Source organism: Archangium sp. (assembly GCF_036277355.1).
Taxonomy (GTDB): Bacteria; Myxococcota; Myxococcia; order Myxococcales; family Myxococcaceae; genus Archangium.
Genome location: NZ_DASUNC010000126.1, coordinates 15,140 through 32,916, shown reverse-complemented (window position 1 = coordinate 32,916; position 17,777 = coordinate 15,140). Strand labels below are relative to the sequence as shown.

General features: G+C 69.7%; 11 protein-coding genes. 6 read left to right on the top strand and 5 right to left on the bottom strand.

Translation table 11 applies throughout. From position 1 onward, the window contains the following. Window positions 1-248: 248 nt before the first annotated feature. The 4 genes from VFZ09_RS30865 (at window position 249) to VFZ09_RS30850 (ending at window position 7,871) form a co-directional block, all read left to right on the top strand. Complete coding sequence (locus VFZ09_RS30865) at window positions 249-2,669, top strand: PilZ domain-containing protein (protein WP_329731292.1); 2,421 nt, start codon at window positions 249-251, stop codon at window positions 2,667-2,669. Continuing rightward, complete coding sequence (locus VFZ09_RS30860) at window positions 2,666-3,457, top strand: class I SAM-dependent methyltransferase (RefSeq protein ID WP_329731291.1); 792 nt, start codon at window positions 2,666-2,668, stop codon at window positions 3,455-3,457. Before VFZ09_RS30865 ends, VFZ09_RS30860 begins: the two co-directional genes overlap by 4 nt. Beyond that, entirely contained in the window at window positions 3,454-6,378 is a 2,925-nt protein-coding gene (locus VFZ09_RS30855; protein ID WP_329731290.1) for an ATP-binding protein, read from the top strand. Before VFZ09_RS30860 ends, VFZ09_RS30855 begins: the two co-directional genes overlap by 4 nt. A 101-nt stretch (window positions 6,379-6,479) precedes the next feature. Continuing rightward, window positions 6,480-7,871 carry a peptide MFS transporter gene (locus VFZ09_RS30850; protein WP_329731289.1) on the top strand — a complete coding sequence of 464 codons (1,392 nt, stop codon included), beginning with the start codon at window positions 6,480-6,482 and terminating at the stop codon, window positions 7,869-7,871. Between the two features lie 109 nt (window positions 7,872-7,980). On the opposite strand, the gene VFZ09_RS30845 is transcribed toward VFZ09_RS30850, so the two are convergent. The 3 genes from VFZ09_RS30845 to VFZ09_RS30835 form a co-directional block, all read right to left on the bottom strand. Then, window positions 7,981-9,441, bottom strand: a complete 1,461-nt coding sequence (locus tag VFZ09_RS30845; protein WP_329731288.1) for a POT family MFS transporter — start codon at window positions 9,439-9,441, stop codon at window positions 7,981-7,983. A gap of 70 nt (window positions 9,442-9,511) precedes the next feature. Then, complete coding sequence (locus VFZ09_RS30840) at window positions 9,512-10,402, bottom strand: hypothetical protein (RefSeq protein WP_329731287.1); 891 nt, start codon at window positions 10,400-10,402, stop codon at window positions 9,512-9,514. A 192-nt stretch (window positions 10,403-10,594) separates the two neighbouring features. Next, a complete protein-coding gene (locus tag VFZ09_RS30835) occupies window positions 10,595-11,398 on the bottom strand; it encodes a hypothetical protein (RefSeq protein ID WP_329731286.1) in 804 nt (267 codons plus the stop codon). 159 nt (window positions 11,399-11,557) lie between these two features. Here VFZ09_RS30835 and VFZ09_RS30830 point away from each other — a divergent pair, with 159 nt between their 5' ends. After that, window positions 11,558-12,844 carry a patatin-like phospholipase family protein gene (locus VFZ09_RS30830; RefSeq protein WP_329731285.1) on the top strand — a complete coding sequence of 429 codons (1,287 nt, stop codon included), beginning with the start codon at window positions 11,558-11,560 and terminating at the stop codon, window positions 12,842-12,844. A gap of 24 nt (window positions 12,845-12,868) precedes the next feature. Here VFZ09_RS30830 and VFZ09_RS30825 read toward each other — a convergent pair whose 3' ends face one another. Together VFZ09_RS30825 and uvrA are read right to left on the bottom strand one after the other, a co-directional pair. Further along, window positions 12,869-13,555 (bottom strand): hypothetical protein, encoded by a 687-nt coding sequence (locus tag VFZ09_RS30825; RefSeq protein ID WP_329731284.1) that lies wholly within the window; start codon window positions 13,553-13,555, stop codon window positions 12,869-12,871. 87 nt (window positions 13,556-13,642) lie between these two features. Beyond that, window positions 13,643-16,528, bottom strand: coding sequence for an excinuclease ABC subunit UvrA (uvrA, locus tag VFZ09_RS30820; protein ID WP_329731283.1), 2,886 nt, complete (start codon window positions 16,526-16,528; stop codon window positions 13,643-13,645). 183 nt (window positions 16,529-16,711) lie between these two features. Between uvrA and VFZ09_RS30815 the strand changes: the two genes are divergently transcribed. Further along, window positions 16,712-17,608 (top strand): DMT family transporter, encoded by an 897-nt coding sequence (locus VFZ09_RS30815; protein WP_329731282.1) that lies wholly within the window; start codon window positions 16,712-16,714, stop codon window positions 17,606-17,608. Window positions 17,609-17,777 lie beyond the last annotated feature (169 nt).

Below are 17,777 nucleotides of genomic sequence, written 5' to 3'. Positions count from 1 at the left end.
GTCCCCGGGAGCACCCCCCACGGACACTTGACGCCAACCATCCCAGGAACCGCTAAGATATTCCCGGGACCGCATTGGCTGCGGATGAAGCCCGATCACCTGGTGTCCTGGATGCTGGACGTTGGAAAAGGCTTTCTCGTGGCACGAGCGGCAGGGGGAGGGGCGGCACGGGCACGTGGTCCGCACCCGGATGAGCGAGCGAATTGCGCCGGGTACGGTTGAGCGGCCTGCCTGCTGAGGAGGGGTCCATGAGTGTCCCGATTCGAGACGTCCTGGTGGTACATCCGAACGCAGGCAGGCGGGCCGCGTTGGCCTCGGCCCTCCCCTCGTACCGGGTGGTGGCGGTGGAGTCCAAGACGGAGGCGGCCTTCCGGATGGCGGATGGGGCTCCGGCCCTCATCATCGCGCCTCCGGATGATGCGCGCCTGTTCCTGCGCCAGCTGGCCGACACGGCCCCGGACGCGCTGCGCGTCTTCATCTGCTCCAAGTCGGATCCCGCCGGCCTGGCGGAGTTGATGCAGAGCGCCGCCGAGGGCCATGTCTTCAGCGTGCTCGACGACGCGCTGTCGGGCCCGGAGCTGGGCCGCACCATCTCCCACCTGTTGCAGCACCGCGGCTCGGCCTTCGCCACCGTGCCGCCCGCGTCGTACGCGGTCCACTTCGAGTGCAACGAGCAGAGCTACGGGGCCCGGTGCCTGGAGATCGGCAACTTCGGGGCCACGCTGCTGATGCCGGGCGACACCTCCGCCGACCATTTCCCTCCGGGCGCCGCGCTCGAGGGGCTGCGCATCGAGCGCGACGGGCACCTGCTCTTCAAGACGACGTGGTCCCACGTGCAGCGGGCGCAGCCGGTGACGGACGGGTATGGCACCCACCTGCGCCTGGGCGTCTCCTGGGCCACGGCCATGCACCCGCCGCCGCCCGTGCCCGGCGTCACCATGGAGGAGCCCTCCGAGGTGGTGGCCACGCTGCGCAAGGCGCTGCGGCGCGAGGCCGTGCTCTGGCTCCAGGCGGTGAACGATCCCTCCGTGCAGCTGCGGCTGGAAGCGCCCGCCGTGGAGGGGGTGGACGGGGTGACCGTCCTGCGCTGCCAGTCCTCCGGCCTGCTGGAGGGCTCGGCCGGCGACGAGGTGGAGCTGTTCTTCGAGATGGGGGGGCAGAGCCACTCGGGCGTCTGCACCCTGATCGTCAACGACCGGGACGGGAGGATGGTCGTCCGGGTGCCGCGCTCGCTCGTCATCCGCAACTGGCGCAGCCTGCCGCGCTTCAAGCCGGATCCGGAGCACCAGTTCCTCATCTCCTTCCAGGCCCCCATCACCGGCCAGCATACCACCCGGGCCCCGTTGGACCTGAGCGTCGGCGGGCTCTCCTTCCCCTTCGACGCCTCGAGCGAGATCATCCCCGCGGGCTCGCGCTTGGAGGCCTCGCTGCTGCTGCCGGATGGGACGTCCGCCAGTTGCCAGCTGGAGGTGCGCTCCATCCACGGGCTGCCCTCGGATGGCCGGCCGGATGGGCGCCTGCGGCCCTTTCGCGCCGGGGTCCGCTTCGCGGGGCTCCCCCAGCGGGCCCGGGACGTCATCCTCCGCGCCTTCGTGGCCTCGCGCTGCACGTCCGTCTCCGAGGGCTGGGACGTCCCCTTCACCCACATCTGGCGCCTGATGGAGGAGGCCCGCTACCGCTTCCATCCGGACTACCCCTTCGGCGATGAGTCGGTGCTGCCCGTCCTCCAGGACACCCACCGCAAGGTGTACTCCACGGGCGACCTGGGGCGCTGCCTCGTCTACACCAGCGACAAGGGCCTGCAGGGGCAGATCGCCGGTGTGCGCATCCACTCGCGCACCTGGCTCGTGCAACACCTCGCCGTGCGGCCCGGGGTGCGCCGCGACGAGCAGGTCTCCTACGAGTTGACCAACCTCGCCGTCGAGATGGGCGAGGTGCAGCCCGACATCGAGTTCATCCGCTACTCCTGGCGCAAGGACAACCGCTGGCCCAGCCGCCGCATCGGCTGGCTCGCCCGCGCCCTGGAGACGCCCGGCCTCAGCTTCCTGCGTCACTTCTCCTACATGCGCCTGCCGCTCACGGGCGAGCCGCCTCCTGGCCGCGAGGATCTGCCCAAGGTCCGGGACGGGGTGCGCACCGACTACGTGTGGATCGAGCTGCACCTGCGTGACCGGGGGGAGCTCGTCCGGGTGCTGAGCGAGGATCTGCTCACGGACGAGGTGGACCTGCGCGCGCTGAGCGAGCGCTACAAGGCGCACGGGATGCACCGCCGCCGCCGCGTCTTCGTGGTGGATGGGGAGTACACGCCCCTGGCCGTGGCCCTCTCCGAGGAGGGGACGCCGGGGCTCAACCTCCTGGAGAAGACGAACGCCTTCTGGCTCATGGTGCCCAACCGGAACCATCCCCAGGCGCGCGCCGCCACGCAGGCGCTCATCCAGCGCTGCGTGGAGCATGCCCGCGAGCGCGGACGGCCCTCGGCCATCGCCCTGGTGGAAGAGGGGGATGTGGAGGTGCTGGAGCAGGCGGGCTTCCAGGACATGGGCCGCTTCTCCGAGTGGATCTTCCACCGCTCCATGCTCCGCCGGGTGACCGAGCTGTGGCGCTCCGTCTTCGAGCGGCTCGGAGGCGCCCCCGCACCCGATTGGTCCACAGAGGAGGGCGTGGAGTGAGATACGTCATGGAGTCCAGCGACGAGGCGCGCCGGCTGCTCGTCCAGGAGCGCTCGGGCAACGCGCGCGACGCGCTGCTGATGGCCGGGCTTCGCTGGGGAGACCGGGTGCTCGACGCCGGGTGCGGTCCCGGTGGCATCACGGATCTCATCGCGCAGCTGGTGGGGCCCTCGGGCCATGTCACCGGCATGGACCTCAGCGAGGAGCGGCTGGCGCAGGCGCGCCAGGTCAATCAGCACCACCCCCACGTGCGCATCGTCCCGGGGGACGTGCGCCGCACCGGGCTGCCGGACGCCTCGTTCGACTACACGTGGTGCCAGTTCGTCCTCCAGTACATTCCCGAGCGCTGGGACACGCTCGCGGAGCTCGCCCGCGTGACGCGCCCGGGCGGCAAGGTGGTCATCTCCGAGTTCGACGGCTTCGGGCTGGGCAACTGGCCGTGCCCCGAGCCCCTGCGCGACTGGTGCCTGCGCTTCACCGACGCGCTCCTGCGCACCGTGGGCCTGGACGTCCACGTGGGCCGCAAGGTGTTCAACGCCATGCGTCAGCTGGGCCTGACGAACGTGCGCGTCCACCTGCTTCCTCAGTACGTCATCGCCGGGACCGCCGACACGGCTGTCTATCTTGACTGGGAAACACGGTTTTCGGCGCTGGAACCAGCGGTGGCTCCCCTGCTCGGTGGTCTGGAAGACTACCGGGCCATGTGTCAGAAGTACCTGGAGTTACTGGCGGATCCCGATGCCTTGAAGTACTCGATCCTGCTGGTCACCGAGGGAACGCGTCCTTGAACGAACCCGCCGTGCAGAGCCAGGAGAGGCCCCATCCGGACAATGCGCCGGAGGTGAGCGTGCGCACCACGTCCACGCTGCTGCTCTATTTCGAGCGGCGCTACGGGGCCTCCAAGCTCGCCGAGGTCTTCCGCCGGCACACCTTCAGTCTGTCGCTGGACTACCTGCGCACGGCCACCAACTTCATCTCCCTGCCGTTCCTGGAGCGGCTGGCGGACGTGCTGGTGGCCGAGTCGGGCGACAGCCAGTTCATGCGCAAGGCGGGCCTGTCCATGGCCGGCCCCGAGGCGCTCGGCTTCGCGTACTACATGGTGCGCGCCTTCGGCTCGCTGGAGATCTGCTTCCGCAAGACGGTGGAGCTCAGCGCCAGCTACAACCGGGTGGGCAGCTTCGACATCGAGAAGCTCGAGCGCGGCCGCCTGGTGCTCTCCTACCGCAGCAGCGTGCCCGAGAAGAGCCGGCACATCTGCGAGCTGCGCATGGGCCAGTTCGCCTCCTTCCCCACCATCTGGGGCCTGCCGCCGGCCGACGTGAGCGAGAGCCAGTGCCAGGTGCAGGGCGCCGACTGCTGCCGCTACCACTTGCGGTGGATGGACCCCTTGCCCGTCTGGGGCCGCTACACGGGCCTGGTGCTGGGCGCGCTGAGCGGGGTGGGGGCCAGCATGCTGGGCCTGGGCCATCCCGCCTTCACCGTGACGTCCCTGTCGCTGGCCGGCGTGTCGCTGGGCAGTTGGATTGACCTGCGCCGGGAGATGGGCCGCAAGGACGAGGCCCTCAACGAGCAGGCCCACGGGATGATGGGCTCGCTCGAGGAGCTCCAGCAGCGCTACGACGAGATGTTCCGCATCAACGTCGCCCTGGAGGACCGGGTGGCCGCGCGCACGCGCGAGCTGACCGAGACCAACGTGCGGCTGGAGGCGGCGCTCGCCAAGCAGAAGGAGCTGGACCGGCTCAAGAGCGAGTTCTTCGACAACGTCAGCCACGAGCTGCGCACGCCGCTCACGCTCATCCTCCTCACGCTGGACTCGCTGCTGCAGCGGGGCCCGGAGGAGTTCGCCCCTCCGGTGCGCCAGCACCTGCAGACGATGAACCGCAGCGCCGCGCGCCTGCTGCGCCTCATCAACAACCTGTTGGATCTGACCAAGCTGGAGGCGGGCAAGACGAAGCTGCGCTACGAGCCGTTGGATTTGCAGGCCTTCCTCTCCTCGCTGCTGGTGCCCTTCGAGGTGCTGGCGGACCGCAAGGGCGTGGTGCTCGAGTTGGAGGGGGGCACGACGACGCCGGTGTACGTGGACGTGGCGCACCTGGAGAACGTCTTCCAGAACCTCATCTCCAACGCCCTCAAGTTCACCACGCAGGGCAAGGTGGCGGTGCGCCTGCGCGAGGACGAGCAGTGGGTGCACGTGGAGGTGATCGACACGGGCGTGGGCATCGCCGCGCAGGACCTGTCGGTCATCTTCGATCGCTTCGCCCAGGCGGACTCGAGCGGCACGCGGCGCTTTGGCGGCACGGGCATCGGCCTGGCGCTGGTGAAGGAGACGCTGGAGCTGCACAAGGGCGGCATCGAGGTGTCCAGCGAGCTGGGCAAGGGCTCCAACTTCCACGTGCGGCTGCCCAAGGGCACCGCGCACGTGCGCGAGGAGCTGCGCACGGGCAACGGGGAGCCGACGTTCCGGCCCACGCGCCGCTCGGCGGACGTGACGGCGCTGGTGGAGCCGGAGGGTCCTGGCGCCATCGACACGCCCGCGGTGGAGTCGTTGCCGCTGCCCGCGCCGGACGCCGCGGCGGGCCCGGACGCGCCGCGCGTGCTGATCGTCGAGGACGAGCCGGAGATCCGCGACTTCCTGCGCCAGGTGCTCAAGCCCTACTACCGGCTGCTGGAGGCCACCAACGGCGAGGAGGGCCTGAAGACGGCGCAGAAGGAGCGGCCGGATCTGATCGTCTCGGACGTGATGATGCCGGTGATGTCGGGCATCCAGATGCTCGCGGCGCTGCGCAGCTCGCCGGAGACGGTGGACATGCCCATCATCATGCTCACCGCGCGCCAGGAGGTGGACGCCAAGGTGGAGGGCCTGAACATGGGCGCCAACGACTACCTGGGCAAGCCCTTCTCGCCCAGGGAGATGCTGGCGCGCATCGAGGCGCAGCTGCGCCTGCGGGACGCGGCGGTGCGCGCGGCGGAGAACGAGCGGCTGGCGGCCACGGGCCTGCTCACCTCGGGCTTCGCCCACGAGGTGCGCAACCCCCTCAACGGCCTGATGAACGCGCTGCTGCCGCTGCGCGAGAGCCTCACCAGCGGCACGCCGGACACCGCCATGGCCGTGGCGATGTTGGACCTCATCGAGGAGTGCGGGCAGCGCATCCGCGGCCTGGCCGAGGGCCTGCTGTCCTTCGTGCGCACCAGCAGCAAGGCGGTGGCGGTGGACCTGGGCGCGTCGCTGGACGCCAGCGTGCAGGCGCTCTCGTGGCGGCTGCCGCCCGGCATGAAGGTGGAGCGCGACTACCAGCTGAGCGAGCCGGTGTGGGGTGACCCGGGCTCGCTCAACCAGGTGTGGGTGAACCTGCTGGACAACGCGGTGCGCGCCATCGGGCCGGACGGCGTCGTCAAGGTGGCCACGGCGCGCGATGGCGAGGACGCGGTGGTGTCCATCATCGACAACGGCGTGGGCATCAAGCCCGAGCACATGGAGCGGCTCTTCCAGCCCTTCTTCTCCACCCGGGACGCGGGCGAGGGGACGGGCCTCGGGCTGGCGCTCTGCCAGCGCATCGTCCTGCGCCAGGGCGGACGCATCCGCGTCTTCAGCGAGCTGGGCAAGGGCACGCGCGTGGAGGTGCGGCTGCCGCTGGAGGCCAATCCGGATCGGATCCTCCCGCCGCTGATGTCCGAGGGGAAGGCCGTCCAGCCGCACTGGCGCACGTAGGCTCGGCTGGCGGGCGTCACCGTTCTTACGGGTAGGGCGGGCTTCTGGTACAACCAGGAACCTTTTTTCTTTTTCTCCCCTACTCGCGAGGAAACCTTCGCATGGCACAGAGCACGGCCGCCGCGGCCCCGGCCCAGGGTCACCCCAAGGGCCTCTACCTGCTGTTCACCACCGAGATGTGGGAGCGCATGAGCTATTACGGCATGCGCGCCCTGCTGGTGCTCTACATGGTGGGCGCCACCGAGAAGGGCGGTTTTGGCTGGACCCAGGCCAAGGCGCTGCAGATCTACGGCCTGTACACGGGCCTGGTGTACGCCACGCCGGTGATTGGCGGGTTCCTCGCGGACCGCTACCTGGGACAGCGGCTGTCGGTGACGCTGGGCGGCATCCTGATGATGCTGGGCCAGTTCGTGCTGGCGATGCCTGGAAACGCCGAGCCGCTCTTCTACGCGGGCCTGGGCCTGCTGGTGGTGGGCAACGGCTTCTTCAAGCCGAACATCTCCACGATGGTGGGCGGGCTGTACGAGCCGGGAGATCCGCGCCGGGATGGAGCCTTCACCATCTTCTACATCGGCATCAACGTGGGCGCGTTCCTGGCGTCGGCGGTGTGCGGCACGCTGGGTGAGAAGTTCGGCTGGATGTACGGCTTCGGCTCGGCGGGCGTGGGCATGGGCCTGGGCGTGCTGGTGTTCCTGGCGTTCGCCAGGCGGCTGCTGGGCAACGTGGGCACGGCGCCGAAGCGGGTGGAGCGCAAGGCGGACGTGGCCGCGGCTCCGGCGGTGGCGCTCACCCGGCAGGAAGTGGATCGCGTCATCGTGATCCTCGTGCTGGCGCTCTTCGTCGTCTTCTTCTGGGCGGCGTTCGAGCAGGCGGGTGGTCTGATGAACCTCTACACGGACGCGAAGGTGGACCGGAACGTGTTCGGCTTCGAGGTGCCCACGACGTGGATGCAGGCGGTGAATCCGCTCTTCATCATGCTGCTGGGGCCGATCTTCGCGGAGATGTGGACGGGGCTGGGCCGCAAGAACAAGGACCCGTCGATTCCGGCGAAGATGGCGATGGGCCTGTTGCTGCTCTCGTTCGGCTTCGTGTTCATGCTGGGCGCGTCCAAGCAGAGCGAGGCGGCGGGCAAGGCGGCGCTGATGTGGGTGGTGGCGGCCTACTTCTTCCACACGGCGGGCGAGCTGTGCCTGTCGCCGGTGGGCCTGTCGATGGTGACGAAGCTGGCGCCGACGCGGTTCGCCTCGCTGCTGATGGGGGTATGGTTCATCGCGAACGCGGTGGCCAACTACCTGGCGGGTCTGATCGGTGGCTACGCGGAGAAGCTGGGCGAGTTCGACCTGTTCCTGGCGATCACGGCGGCCACGACGGTGGCGGGCGTGGTGCTGCTGGCCATCTCGCCGATCCTGAAGCGGATGATGCACGGGGCGGACGAGACGAAGCCGATGGCGGCGGAGCAGCCGGGGGCGGAGCCGAAGACGCAGATGGCGTAACTCCCTCTCCCTCTGGGAGAGGGCAGGGGTGAGGGTCTTCCCGCCCCAACAAGAAGGGCCCCGGTGAACGAACCCGGGGCCCTTCGCTTTTCAATTTCCCCTCGCGGACCTACTTGCTCAAGCTGGCGAGTGGAGGCTGGGCGCGGTCGGGCACGGGGCCGGAGGTATCGAGCTGGTAGTAATCGCGCACCTCGAACTTCCGGGCCATGAGGGCCATGCCGACGGCGGCGACGAGCGCGAGGCCACCATAGAAGAAGAACTGGCCGGAGCCGGTGAAGACGTTGAGGGCGGCGGCGATGGCCACGGCGACGTTGGCGAGCGAGGAGGTCAGCAGCCAGACGCTCTGCATGATGCCCTTCATCTCGCGGGGGGCCTGGGTGTAGGCGAACTCGAGGCCGGTGGTGGAGACGAGGATCTCCGACAGCGTGAGGACGATGTACGGCAGGAGCTGCCAGGCGATGTTGAGCGTGGTGCCCCGCTCGATGACCACCTGGTAGTAGCCGGCGATGGCGTAGGAGAGCGCGCCCACGGCGAGCCCCAGGGGCATGCGGCGCAGGGGGGTGAGCTCCCAGCCGGCGCGCTGGAGGGCGGGGTACACCACGCCCACGAGCAAGGGGATGAGGATCATCACCAGCGCGGGGTTGATGAACTGCATCTGGCTGGGCTGGAAGGTGACGGGGCCGATCTGCGGATCCATGGCGCGCGCCTGGATGACCCAGGTGGAGGCCTTCTGATCGAAGAGCATCCAGAAGAACGGGATGGTGGGCAGCAGCAGGGCGCTGATGCGGAAGACGGCCTTGGCGCCCTCGACGGCCTCGGCGGGGTGCTCCCGGGTGGCGCCGTCGAGCCAGTGCGAGCCCTGCCCGCGGTGGCGCAGCGCGGAGCCGACCACCTTGAGGAAGGAGTGGGGGTTGGGGCCGGTGGGGGGCACCCTCACGTAGTGATGGCGGCCCATCCAGAAGATGACGGTGGCGATGAACATCAGGATGCCGGGGATGCCGAACGCCACCGCGGGGCCGAAGTGCTTGAGGGTGAGGGGGATGGTCAGCGAGGCGAAGAAGGACCCGAAGTTGATGGTCCAGTAGAAGATGGCGAAGACCTTCTTCACCAGGTGCTTGTTGGACTCGTTGAACTGGTCCCCCACCATGGCGCTCACGCACGGCTTGATGCCGCCGCTGCCCAGGGAGATGAGGACGAGGCCGGCGTAGAATCCGGTGGCGTTGTTCTCGAAGATGGCCAGACAGGCGTGGCCCAGGCAGTACACGAGGCTCAGCGAGAGGATGACCTTGTACTTGCCCAGCCAGCGGTCCGCGAGGTAGCCGCCGAACAGCGGGAAGAAGTACACGCCCGCCATGAAGAGGTGCATCAGGCTCTTGGCCTGGGCGGAGCGGGCGCCCTCGTCGGGCACGGCGTTGCGCAGCAGGTAGTCGATGAGGAACACCGTGAGGATGTTCCGCATCCCGTAGAAGCTGAAGCGCTCGCAGGCCTCGTTCCCGATGATGAAGGGAATCTGGGGCGGGAAACGGGCGCTGGGCGTCGCGGTGGGGGCGGCGGTGGACGGGCTGGCCATGGACGGGAGGGTTACTCCAGCGGTGGCTCCGAGCACAACCCGCGGTGCGCGTGAGCCCTCCCGAAATGGCTCAGGGCATCACGGCCACGCCGACGTAGGGCCCCGTGAAGAAGTCACGGTTGGGGATGCCGTTGGGGTCCAGGCGGCCCTGGTCGTCCAGATAGGTGGCGCGGTAGCCCCCCCGCAGCCGCACCGGGCCGAGCTCCAGCGCCAGTCCGGCCTCCCCGCTCAGCTGGGTGAAGGGCAGGGGCGTCCACTGGGCGCTCGCCTCGAGCTCGAGCGGACCCGCCACGCGCATCAGCGTGCTCGCGCCCAACCCCGGTCCCACGAAGGTGGCGCTCGGCGCGAAGGCCAGGTCCACGCCGGCCAGCAGGCGCACGCGCAGGTCCTCGCGCGCCACCAGCACCACGCCCGGCTTGAGGGACACCAGCGTGAGGGTGTCCCGTCCCGGCGAGCCATCATCCGTGGCCAGGTTGAAGAGGGTCATCCGGGCGCCGACGGCGAGCTGCTCGCCATCCGCCTGCAGCCCCAGCCCCATCGCGTAGCCCTCCGAGACGAAGCCCGCATCCGCCGTGAGGTCCACCCGGGAGGGCATCGAGGGCTCGCTGGGAGCCGCCGAGGCGCTCGGAGGAGGCATCATCCGGCGCCGCCACGCCAGGTCGTAATACCGGCCGTAGAGGAACGGGCGTCCCGGTCCCATGTACGGCCAGGCCCAGGCGGGGTCGTAGTAGTAGCGGGTCCAGGGGTCTCCGTAGAACCCGTAGTACCCGGGCCCGGAGTACGGGTTGGAACGGGGCCTGCCCACGCCCACGCCGCTGGCCGGATGCGGGGGCCTCGGGGACGAGGGCGACGAGGGCGCTGACGGCGAGGAGCGCGGGCGCTTGCCGAAGCGCGCCTCGGCACTTCCGGAGCCGAGTCCCATCAGGAGCGCGGCCAGGACAGCGAAGCCTTGTTTCCACATGGTCCTACTCCCGTGCAACCGGCGGTGAAGGGGGGCCGGTTGTCCTTGCGCGCGGCGCAACACGCGCCGGGACAGGATACTCCCGGCGCGTCCCGCATGCAGGGGGGGAGCCTCCGGGCCCGAGCTCGAGCAACTGGTCCGACAATCGGACCAGTTGGTGAGTCGCGCGGCCGGGAGGTCCCTCCGAAACGCCTAGCGCAGCAGCGCGAGCGCGATGGGCGGCACCACCAGCACGGCGACGAACAGCCCGCCCCACACCAGCGCCTGCTGGTTGCGTGCGCCATCCAGCGCGTCCATCACCCGCTCGTCGAGCTTCTCCTCGGCGAGGTCCTGGAGCCGCTCGAGCGTCAGCTCCACGGTGTTCCGGTCGCGGCTCTCCTCGCCGATGATGTCGATGAGCTTCGTCTCGATGTGGAGGCACACCTTCAGCTTGAGGCGCCGGAAGATGGAGCGGGAGAAGCCCTTGAGGCCCGACTCGTCATCATCGCTCGTGGCGTACGCGGTGATGGCGCGGCTCAGCACGTCCCGCAGCTTCTGGATGGGCAGGGGCTTGCGGAGGAGCTCCGGCGTGTTCACGCCCTCCACGAGGCCGGCCGCCCGCTCGAAGACGCGCTCGACGATGCGCTGGCAGAGCTTGTGCTGCTGCACGAGGTTCATCGCCACGCGGCCGATGCCGCGCCACAGCCCCGCGGTCCCCAGCCCGATGGCCCCCGCCGCCATGTAGACGAGCAGCAGGCCATAGACGAGCACCCCCCAGTTCTCCGACGGGTGGTGGAGCAGGCCGGTGCCCTTCTCGACGAAGAAGGCCACGATTCCGAGCATGAAGCCGGCGGCGCCGAGCCCCAGCGCCCGGGAGCCGACGGTGGCCGCGGCGGAGGCGATGGCGCCGGTGATGGGGCCCATCTCCCTCAACGAGCGGCGCGGCGCGGCAGCGGCGGCCCTGCGGCGCGTGTCCGAGTACTCGACCTGCTCGTTCTGGATGGGTGCGTTGCTCACCGTGTCTCCCCCTGGGATGCCGACGTCGAAAGAGGCCGCCACGATAGGTCGGTGTGTGCCGGGTGCTCAACGCCCCCAGTCTGTGGGCGGCTGTAGGCAGGGGTTCCCTCGCTGTCACGCATCATTCGCCGTAGACTCCCTTACAGAGAGGTGATCGCCATGATGTCCGGACTGAAGACGGGTCTGGTGCTCGGAGGTGGTGCCGCGCGAGGGGCCTACGAGGCCGGAGTCCTCTCGTATCTCCGCGAGGAGCTGGAGCCCGAGCTTGGTCGGCCGCTGAGGCTCGACATCCTCGCGGGCACGTCGGTGGGGGCCATCCACGCCTGCTACCTCGCCGCGACGAGCGACCAGCCAGCCTCGCAGGGCCGGGGCTTGCGGGCGCACTGGACGGGCATGAAGGTGGAGGAGGTGCTCCGGGTCGGCGTGGGAGACGTCTTCCGGGTGCTGCGCGAGGCGCTCGGCAAACCGGCGCCCCATCCGCGCGATCTCCAGTACGGCGGGCTGGTGGATCCCCGCGGGCTGCGGGCCATCGTGAGCCGCGGCATTCCCTGGCTGGGGATCGCCCGCAACATGCGCAGGGGCCATATCGACGCGCTCGCGGTGAGCGCCACGCACGTGGGCAGTGGACGGGCCTCGGTGTTCGTCCAGCGGCGCGACGGTGTCATTCCCGCATGGGGCAATGATCCCTCGTACCAGGCCGAGGCCACGCGCATCACCCCGCACCACGCCCTGGCCTCGGCGGCCATCCCGGTCGTCTTCCCGGCGGTGCGCCTGCGCGGCGGGCTGCACGTGGATGGAGGGCTGCGGCTCAACGTCCCGCTCAGCCCGGCGCTGCGGCTGGGCGCGCAGCGGGTGATCGTCGTGTCGCTGCGGCACGAGGCCCTGCGCGCCCGGAAGGCCCCGGGCCCGCAGGAGAGCACCGAGCAGGAGCGCGAGCAGGCGCTGGCGACCGCGCCGTTCCTCGCGGGCAAGATGCTCAACACGCTGATGATGGACCGCACGGACCAGGACCTCGGCCGGCTGCGGCGGCTCAACGCCATCCTCGAGGCGGGGACGGTGGCCTACGGGCCGGACTTCGCCCGGACGCTCAGCGGCGTGCTGGGACACCACCGCAGCCAGCCCCTGCGCTACGTGCGCGAGCTGCTGGTGCGGCCCTCGAAGGACATCGGCGCGCTGGCCGCCGAGTACGTCCGCACGCCCGAGTTCCGCCGCCGCAGCAGTGGCCTGGCGCACAAGGCGATCCTCCGGCTGGTGGACCGTGACGCCGCGCACGAGGCGGACCTGGCCTCGTACCTGCTCTTCGACGGCGGCTTCGCGGACATCCTCATCGACCTGGGCCGGCAGGACGCCCGGGCCCTGCGCGACGAGTGGCTGCGCTTCTGGTCGGACGAGCCGCAGACCGTGTCGGAGCGGGCCACGCACCCTCCCGCGGCGAGCGCCGCCTGAGCCGGTGGCGCCCCGCGGCCCTCCCTACTGCTTGTACTCGTACTCGCCGCCCGGGTAGACGAAGGAGTCGCGCGGCGCGTACCAGCACCAGCCCTCCACCTTCTGCAGGGGGCTCGAGGGCCGCAGCGCGTAGACGGGGTGGTCCTTGGCGAGGAACTCGAGCGACACCAGCTCGAAGGGCGAGGCCAGCTCCCCCACGTAGGGGTAGTTGCCGGCCACGAGCTTGCCATTCACCTGCGTCACGTAGGTGAGGTGCCCGCGCGCCACCGAGGCGATCTTCGAGCCCACCCGGGCCACCGTGCGGATGATGGGGGTGCCCTCGACGCGCGTGGTGGCCACCAGCTCGCCACCGTGGAGCTCCAGCGTCGTGGTGCCGGGGGAGGCGGGGACGCCGCGCTCGCGCACGTAGCCGCGCACGCGCTCCGAGGAGTTGAAGTAGTGGGTGAAGAAGCGCGACGGCGTCACTCCATCCGGCGCGGTGCGGCCCGCCAGGTCCAGCCCCAGGTACGTGAGCGAGTAGGCGCCGAAGCTCGAGGTCTGATCCTCGGAGTCGACGACGTACTGGTTCATGTAGATGGCGCGGTTGGCGGCGGGCTGGAGTCCCTTGGGCAGCAGCGCGGCGGCGGCGTGCGGATCCGCGGGAATCCAGCTCGAGTACAGCATGCGGCTGTTGATGACGAGCTGCGGTGCGGCGAGAGATGACTCGGACACGTGTACTCCCCCCTGCGAGTGTGGTGGGCCTGGATGCCAGCGCAGGAGGGAGGGGGGCGCAAGTTAAAGAGCGCCCGGTGTGTCCGGTCAGGCCGCGGGAGCGGCCGTCTCGGGAGGCTTGCGGCCCACGCGATTCTTCCGGGACTTCGTCAGCACGTGCTTGAGGTAGCGCCCGGTGTGGCTCTCCTTCACCTCCGCCACCTGCTCGGGCGTGCCCGTGGCCAGCAGCTGGCCGCCGCCCGCGCCGCCCTCGGGCCCCATGTCGATGAGCCAGTCCGCGCTCTTGATGACGTCCAGGTTGTGCTCGATGACGAGCACCGTGTTGCCCGCCTCCACCAGCCGGTTGAGCACGTGCAACAGCTTGCGGATGTCCTCGAAGTGCAGGCCCGTGGTGGGCTCGTCGAGGATGTACAGGGTGCGGCCCGTGGCCACGCGCGCCAGCTCGCGCGCCAGCTTGATGCGCTGGGCCTCGCCACCCGACAGCGTGGGCGAGCTCTGCCCCAGCCGGATGTAGCCCAGGCCCACGTCCTCCAGCGTCTGCAGCACGCGCATGATGTCCTTGTGCGCGCCGAAGTGCTGCATCGCCTCGCGCACGCTCATCTCGAGCACCTCGGCGATGTTCTTCCCCTTGTACCGCACCCGCAGCGTGGCCTCGTTGAAGCGCTTGCCGTTGCACACCTCGCACGGCACGTACACGTCCGCCAGGAAGTGCATCTCCACCAGCTTCACGCCATCGCCCTCGCACGCCTCGCAGCGTCCGCCCTTGATGTTGAAGGAGAACCGTCCCGGCGTGTACCCGAAGGCTCGCGCCTCCGGCGTCATCGCGAACACGTCGCGGATGGAGTCGAAGAGCTTCGTGTACGTGGCCGGGTTGCTGCGCGGCGTCCGTCCGATGGGCCGCTGGTCGATGTCGATGACCTTGTCCAGGTGCTCCAGCCCCGTGATCGCCTTGTGCTTGCCGGGCACCTCGCGGCTCTCGTACAGCGCGCGCGCCGCGGCGGGGTAGAGGATCTCATTGATGAGCGTGGACTTGCCCGCGCCCGACACGCCCGTCACCGCCACGAACATCCCGAGCGGAATCTCCACCGTGACGTCCTTGAGGTTGTTCTCCTTCGCCCCCTGGATGACCACCTTCGCCTTGCCGGGCACCCGGCGCTGCTCGGGGATGGCGATCTCCTTGCGGCCGGACAGGTACGCGCCCGTGGAGCTCTTCTCGTTGGCCATCACCTGCGCCGGCGTGCCCTCGGCCACCACCTGGCCGCCCAGCTCGCCCGCGCCCGGCCCGAAGTCCACCAGCCAGTCCGCCTCCTCCATCGTCTCCTCGTCGTGCTCCACCACCACGACGGAGTTGCCCAGGTCGCGCAGCCGCTTGAGCGTGGCCAGCAGCTTGCCGTTGTCCCGCTGGTGCAGGCCGATGGACGGCTCGTCGAGGATGTAGATGACGCCCGTGAGCTCGCTGCCCATCTGCGACGCCAGGCGGATGCGCTGGCTCTCGCCGCCGGACAGCGTGGACGCCGTGCGGTCCAACGTCAGGTACGCCAGCCCCACGTCCTCCAGGAAGCCCAGGCGGCTGCGGATCTCCTTGAGCAGCTCGGTGGCGATCTTCCGCTCCGTCTCGGTGAGCTGCATGTCCCGGAGCCAGCGCAGCGCGTCGCCGATCGTCTGCCGGCTCAGCTCCACGATGGAGCGCCCGTGCACCTTCACCGCCCGGCTCTCCGGCTTCAGGCGCGCGCCATCGCACGTGGGGCACGGCTTGTCGCTGAAGAACTTCTGGTAGTAGGTGCGCATCGCCTCGGACGTCGTCGTCTTGAAGCCGCGCATCAGCCTGTTGACCAGGCCCTCCCACTCCATCTCGTAGCGGCCGCCATCGCCCCACTTCACGGTGAAGCGCTTGCCCTCGGCGCCGTACATCAAGATCTTCTTCGCCTTCGCCGGCAGCTTGCCGTACGGCGTGTCCAGGTCGATGTCGAAGTTCCCGGCCAGGCTCTCCACGAAGTCCGCCGTCCAGCCCTCGCCCTTGTTCATGCCGCTGGCCCACGGCTCCACCGCGCCGTCGCGCAGGCTGCGCGAGGGGTCCGGAACAATCCGCTCCGGATCCATCTCCGCCTTGGTGCCCAGGCCGTTGCAGTCCGGGCACATGCCCAGCGGGTTGTTGAAGGAGAACGAGGAGGGGCTCAGCTCGCCGAAGGACAGGCCGCACGCGTGGCAGGCGTTGAGCTCGCTCATGATGCGATCGCTCGCCGGATTGCCCGTCTCATCCGTGAGGATGAGCATGCCCTTGCCCTCGCGCAGCGCCGTCTCCACCGCGTCGGTGAGCCGCGTGCGCACCTCCGGCTTGAGCACCAGCCGGTCGATGATGAGCGCGATGTCGTGCTTGGACTTCTTGTCCAGCTCGATGCGCTCCTCCAGGCCCTTCACCTTGCCGTCCACGCGCGCGCGGGAGAAGCCGCGCTTCTGCGCCTCGGTGAGGATGTCCTTGTGCTCGCCCTTGCGATTGGTGACCACCGGCGCCAGCACCATCACCTTGGTGCCCGCGGGGGACTCCATCAGCGTGTCGACGATCTGCTGGGCGCTCTGCTTGCCCACGCGATTGCCGCACTGGGGGCAGTGCTGCACGCCCACGGAGGCGAAGAGCACGCGCAGGTAGTCATGCACCTCGGTGACGGTGCCCACCGTGGAGCGCGGGTTGTTGCTGGCCGCCTTCTGCTCGATGGAGATGGTGGGCGACAGGCCGCGGATGGTGTCGTACTTGGGCTTCTCCATCTGCCCGAGGAACTGCCGCGCGTACGCGGAGAGGCTCTCCACGTAGCGGCGCTGGCCCTCGGCGTAGAGCGTGTCGAACGCCAGCGAGCTCTTCCCCGAGCCGGAGACGCCGGTGAACACCACCAGCTTCTTCTTCGGAATCTCCAGGGAGATGTTCTTGAGGTTGTGCTCCTTGGCTCCGCGGATGGAGATGACGTCGGGCTCGGACATGGGGGCGCGATCTACCACTGAAAGGGCGCGCAGGTAGGGGATTCTGGCGCGCGGGGTTGCCGGGGGGTTGAATGGTCCTGAACGCCTGGATTTTCAACGCGAATCCCCCCCTCCGCCCGGGCGGGGAGCGGGCGGGCGAGCGGGCTGGGGACGCGGGCGTTTCCGCGTTAGGGTGCCGCACCCATGCCCTCCATCCCCGAGCGTCTGCGCGGCTCGCCGCTGCTCGTCATCTCCAGCCTCATGTTCGCCGTGATGGCCTTCTGCGCGCGCACGGTGGCGGGCCGGCTCTCGGTGGGGCAGGTGGTGTGCGCCCGCTTCGCCATCGGCCTCGTCTTCCTCGCCTTCTACTTCCCGCTCACCGGCACCCGTCCACGCATGGGACGGCCCGTGCTGTGGGCCCTGCGCGGCCTCTTCGGCGGCGGCTCCGTCTACTGCTACTTCGTGGCCATCGACCGGCTCGCGGTGGGGCCCGCCACGCTGCTCAACGCCTGCTGGCCCATCTGCGCCGCCATCCTCGGCATCTTCATCCTCGGCGAGCGCGTGAATGGCTACCTGGCCACCGGACTGCTGGCCACCACCTGTGGCGCGGGGCTCGTCATCTGGAGCACCGTGGAGGGAGGCCTGTCGCTCACCTCGGGCGTGGGCGCGTGGGCCGGGGTGGCCTCCGCGCTCCTCAGTGGCGCGGCCGTCATCGCCCTGCGCGCCCTGCGCGGGGACACCGACGCCGCCTCCATCTTCCTCTCCTTCTGTCTCTTCGGGCTGCTCTTCGGCCTGCCCTTCGCCCTGCAGGACTGGCGGCCCGTGACATCGGACATGGTGCTGCCGCTGCTCGGCGTGGGCCTGTCCTCCGTGGTGGCGCAGATGATCTTCACCTACGCCATGGGCTACGTGACGGCCGCGGCCGGAGGCATCACCACGCAGCTCACCCCGGCCTTCTCCTGGCTGCTCGGCGCGCTGCTGCTGGGCGAGCCCCTCCGCCCGCTCGCCATGGTGGGCTCCCTGGTGTGCATGGGGGGGGTGCTGTGGGGGACGGGGCTGGTCCCTCGCCTGCTCCTGCCGGAGGCGCGGCCCGCGCCCTGAGCGGGGAGTCCGGGGGAGTGCGCGTTTCCCTTTCTCGCCCCCGCGCCTTCCGGTTTTTTCCCGTCACCTGGCGAGCACTCTGGAAATCTTTTCAGCGAGGCCGGGCCCCAGGGGCAGGGGGATGCCCACTGGAGTCCAATAGTTTTCCCCGTAGTCCCTCGACTTGTCA

Excerpts from the sequence above, each read along its gene's own strand:
- VFZ09_RS30865 (WP_329731292.1), top strand. The coding sequence starts at position 249 with ATGAGTGTCCCGATTCGAGACGTCCTGGTGGTACATCCGAACGCAGGC.
- VFZ09_RS30850 (WP_329731289.1), top strand. The coding sequence starts at position 6,480 with ATGGCACAGAGCACGGCCGCCGCGGCCCCGGCCCAGGGTCACCCCAAG.
- VFZ09_RS30845 (WP_329731288.1), bottom strand. The coding sequence starts at position 9,441 with ATGGCCAGCCCGTCCACCGCCGCCCCCACCGCGACGCCCAGCGCCCGT.
- VFZ09_RS30815 (WP_329731282.1), top strand. The coding sequence starts at position 16,712 with ATGCCCTCCATCCCCGAGCGTCTGCGCGGCTCGCCGCTGCTCGTCATC.
- VFZ09_RS30840 (WP_329731287.1), bottom strand. The coding sequence starts at position 10,402 with ATGTGGAAACAAGGCTTCGCTGTCCTGGCCGCGCTCCTGATGGGACTC.
- uvrA (WP_329731283.1), bottom strand. The coding sequence starts at position 16,528 with ATGTCCGAGCCCGACGTCATCTCCATCCGCGGAGCCAAGGAGCACAAC.
- VFZ09_RS30830 (WP_329731285.1), top strand. The coding sequence starts at position 11,558 with ATGATGTCCGGACTGAAGACGGGTCTGGTGCTCGGAGGTGGTGCCGCG.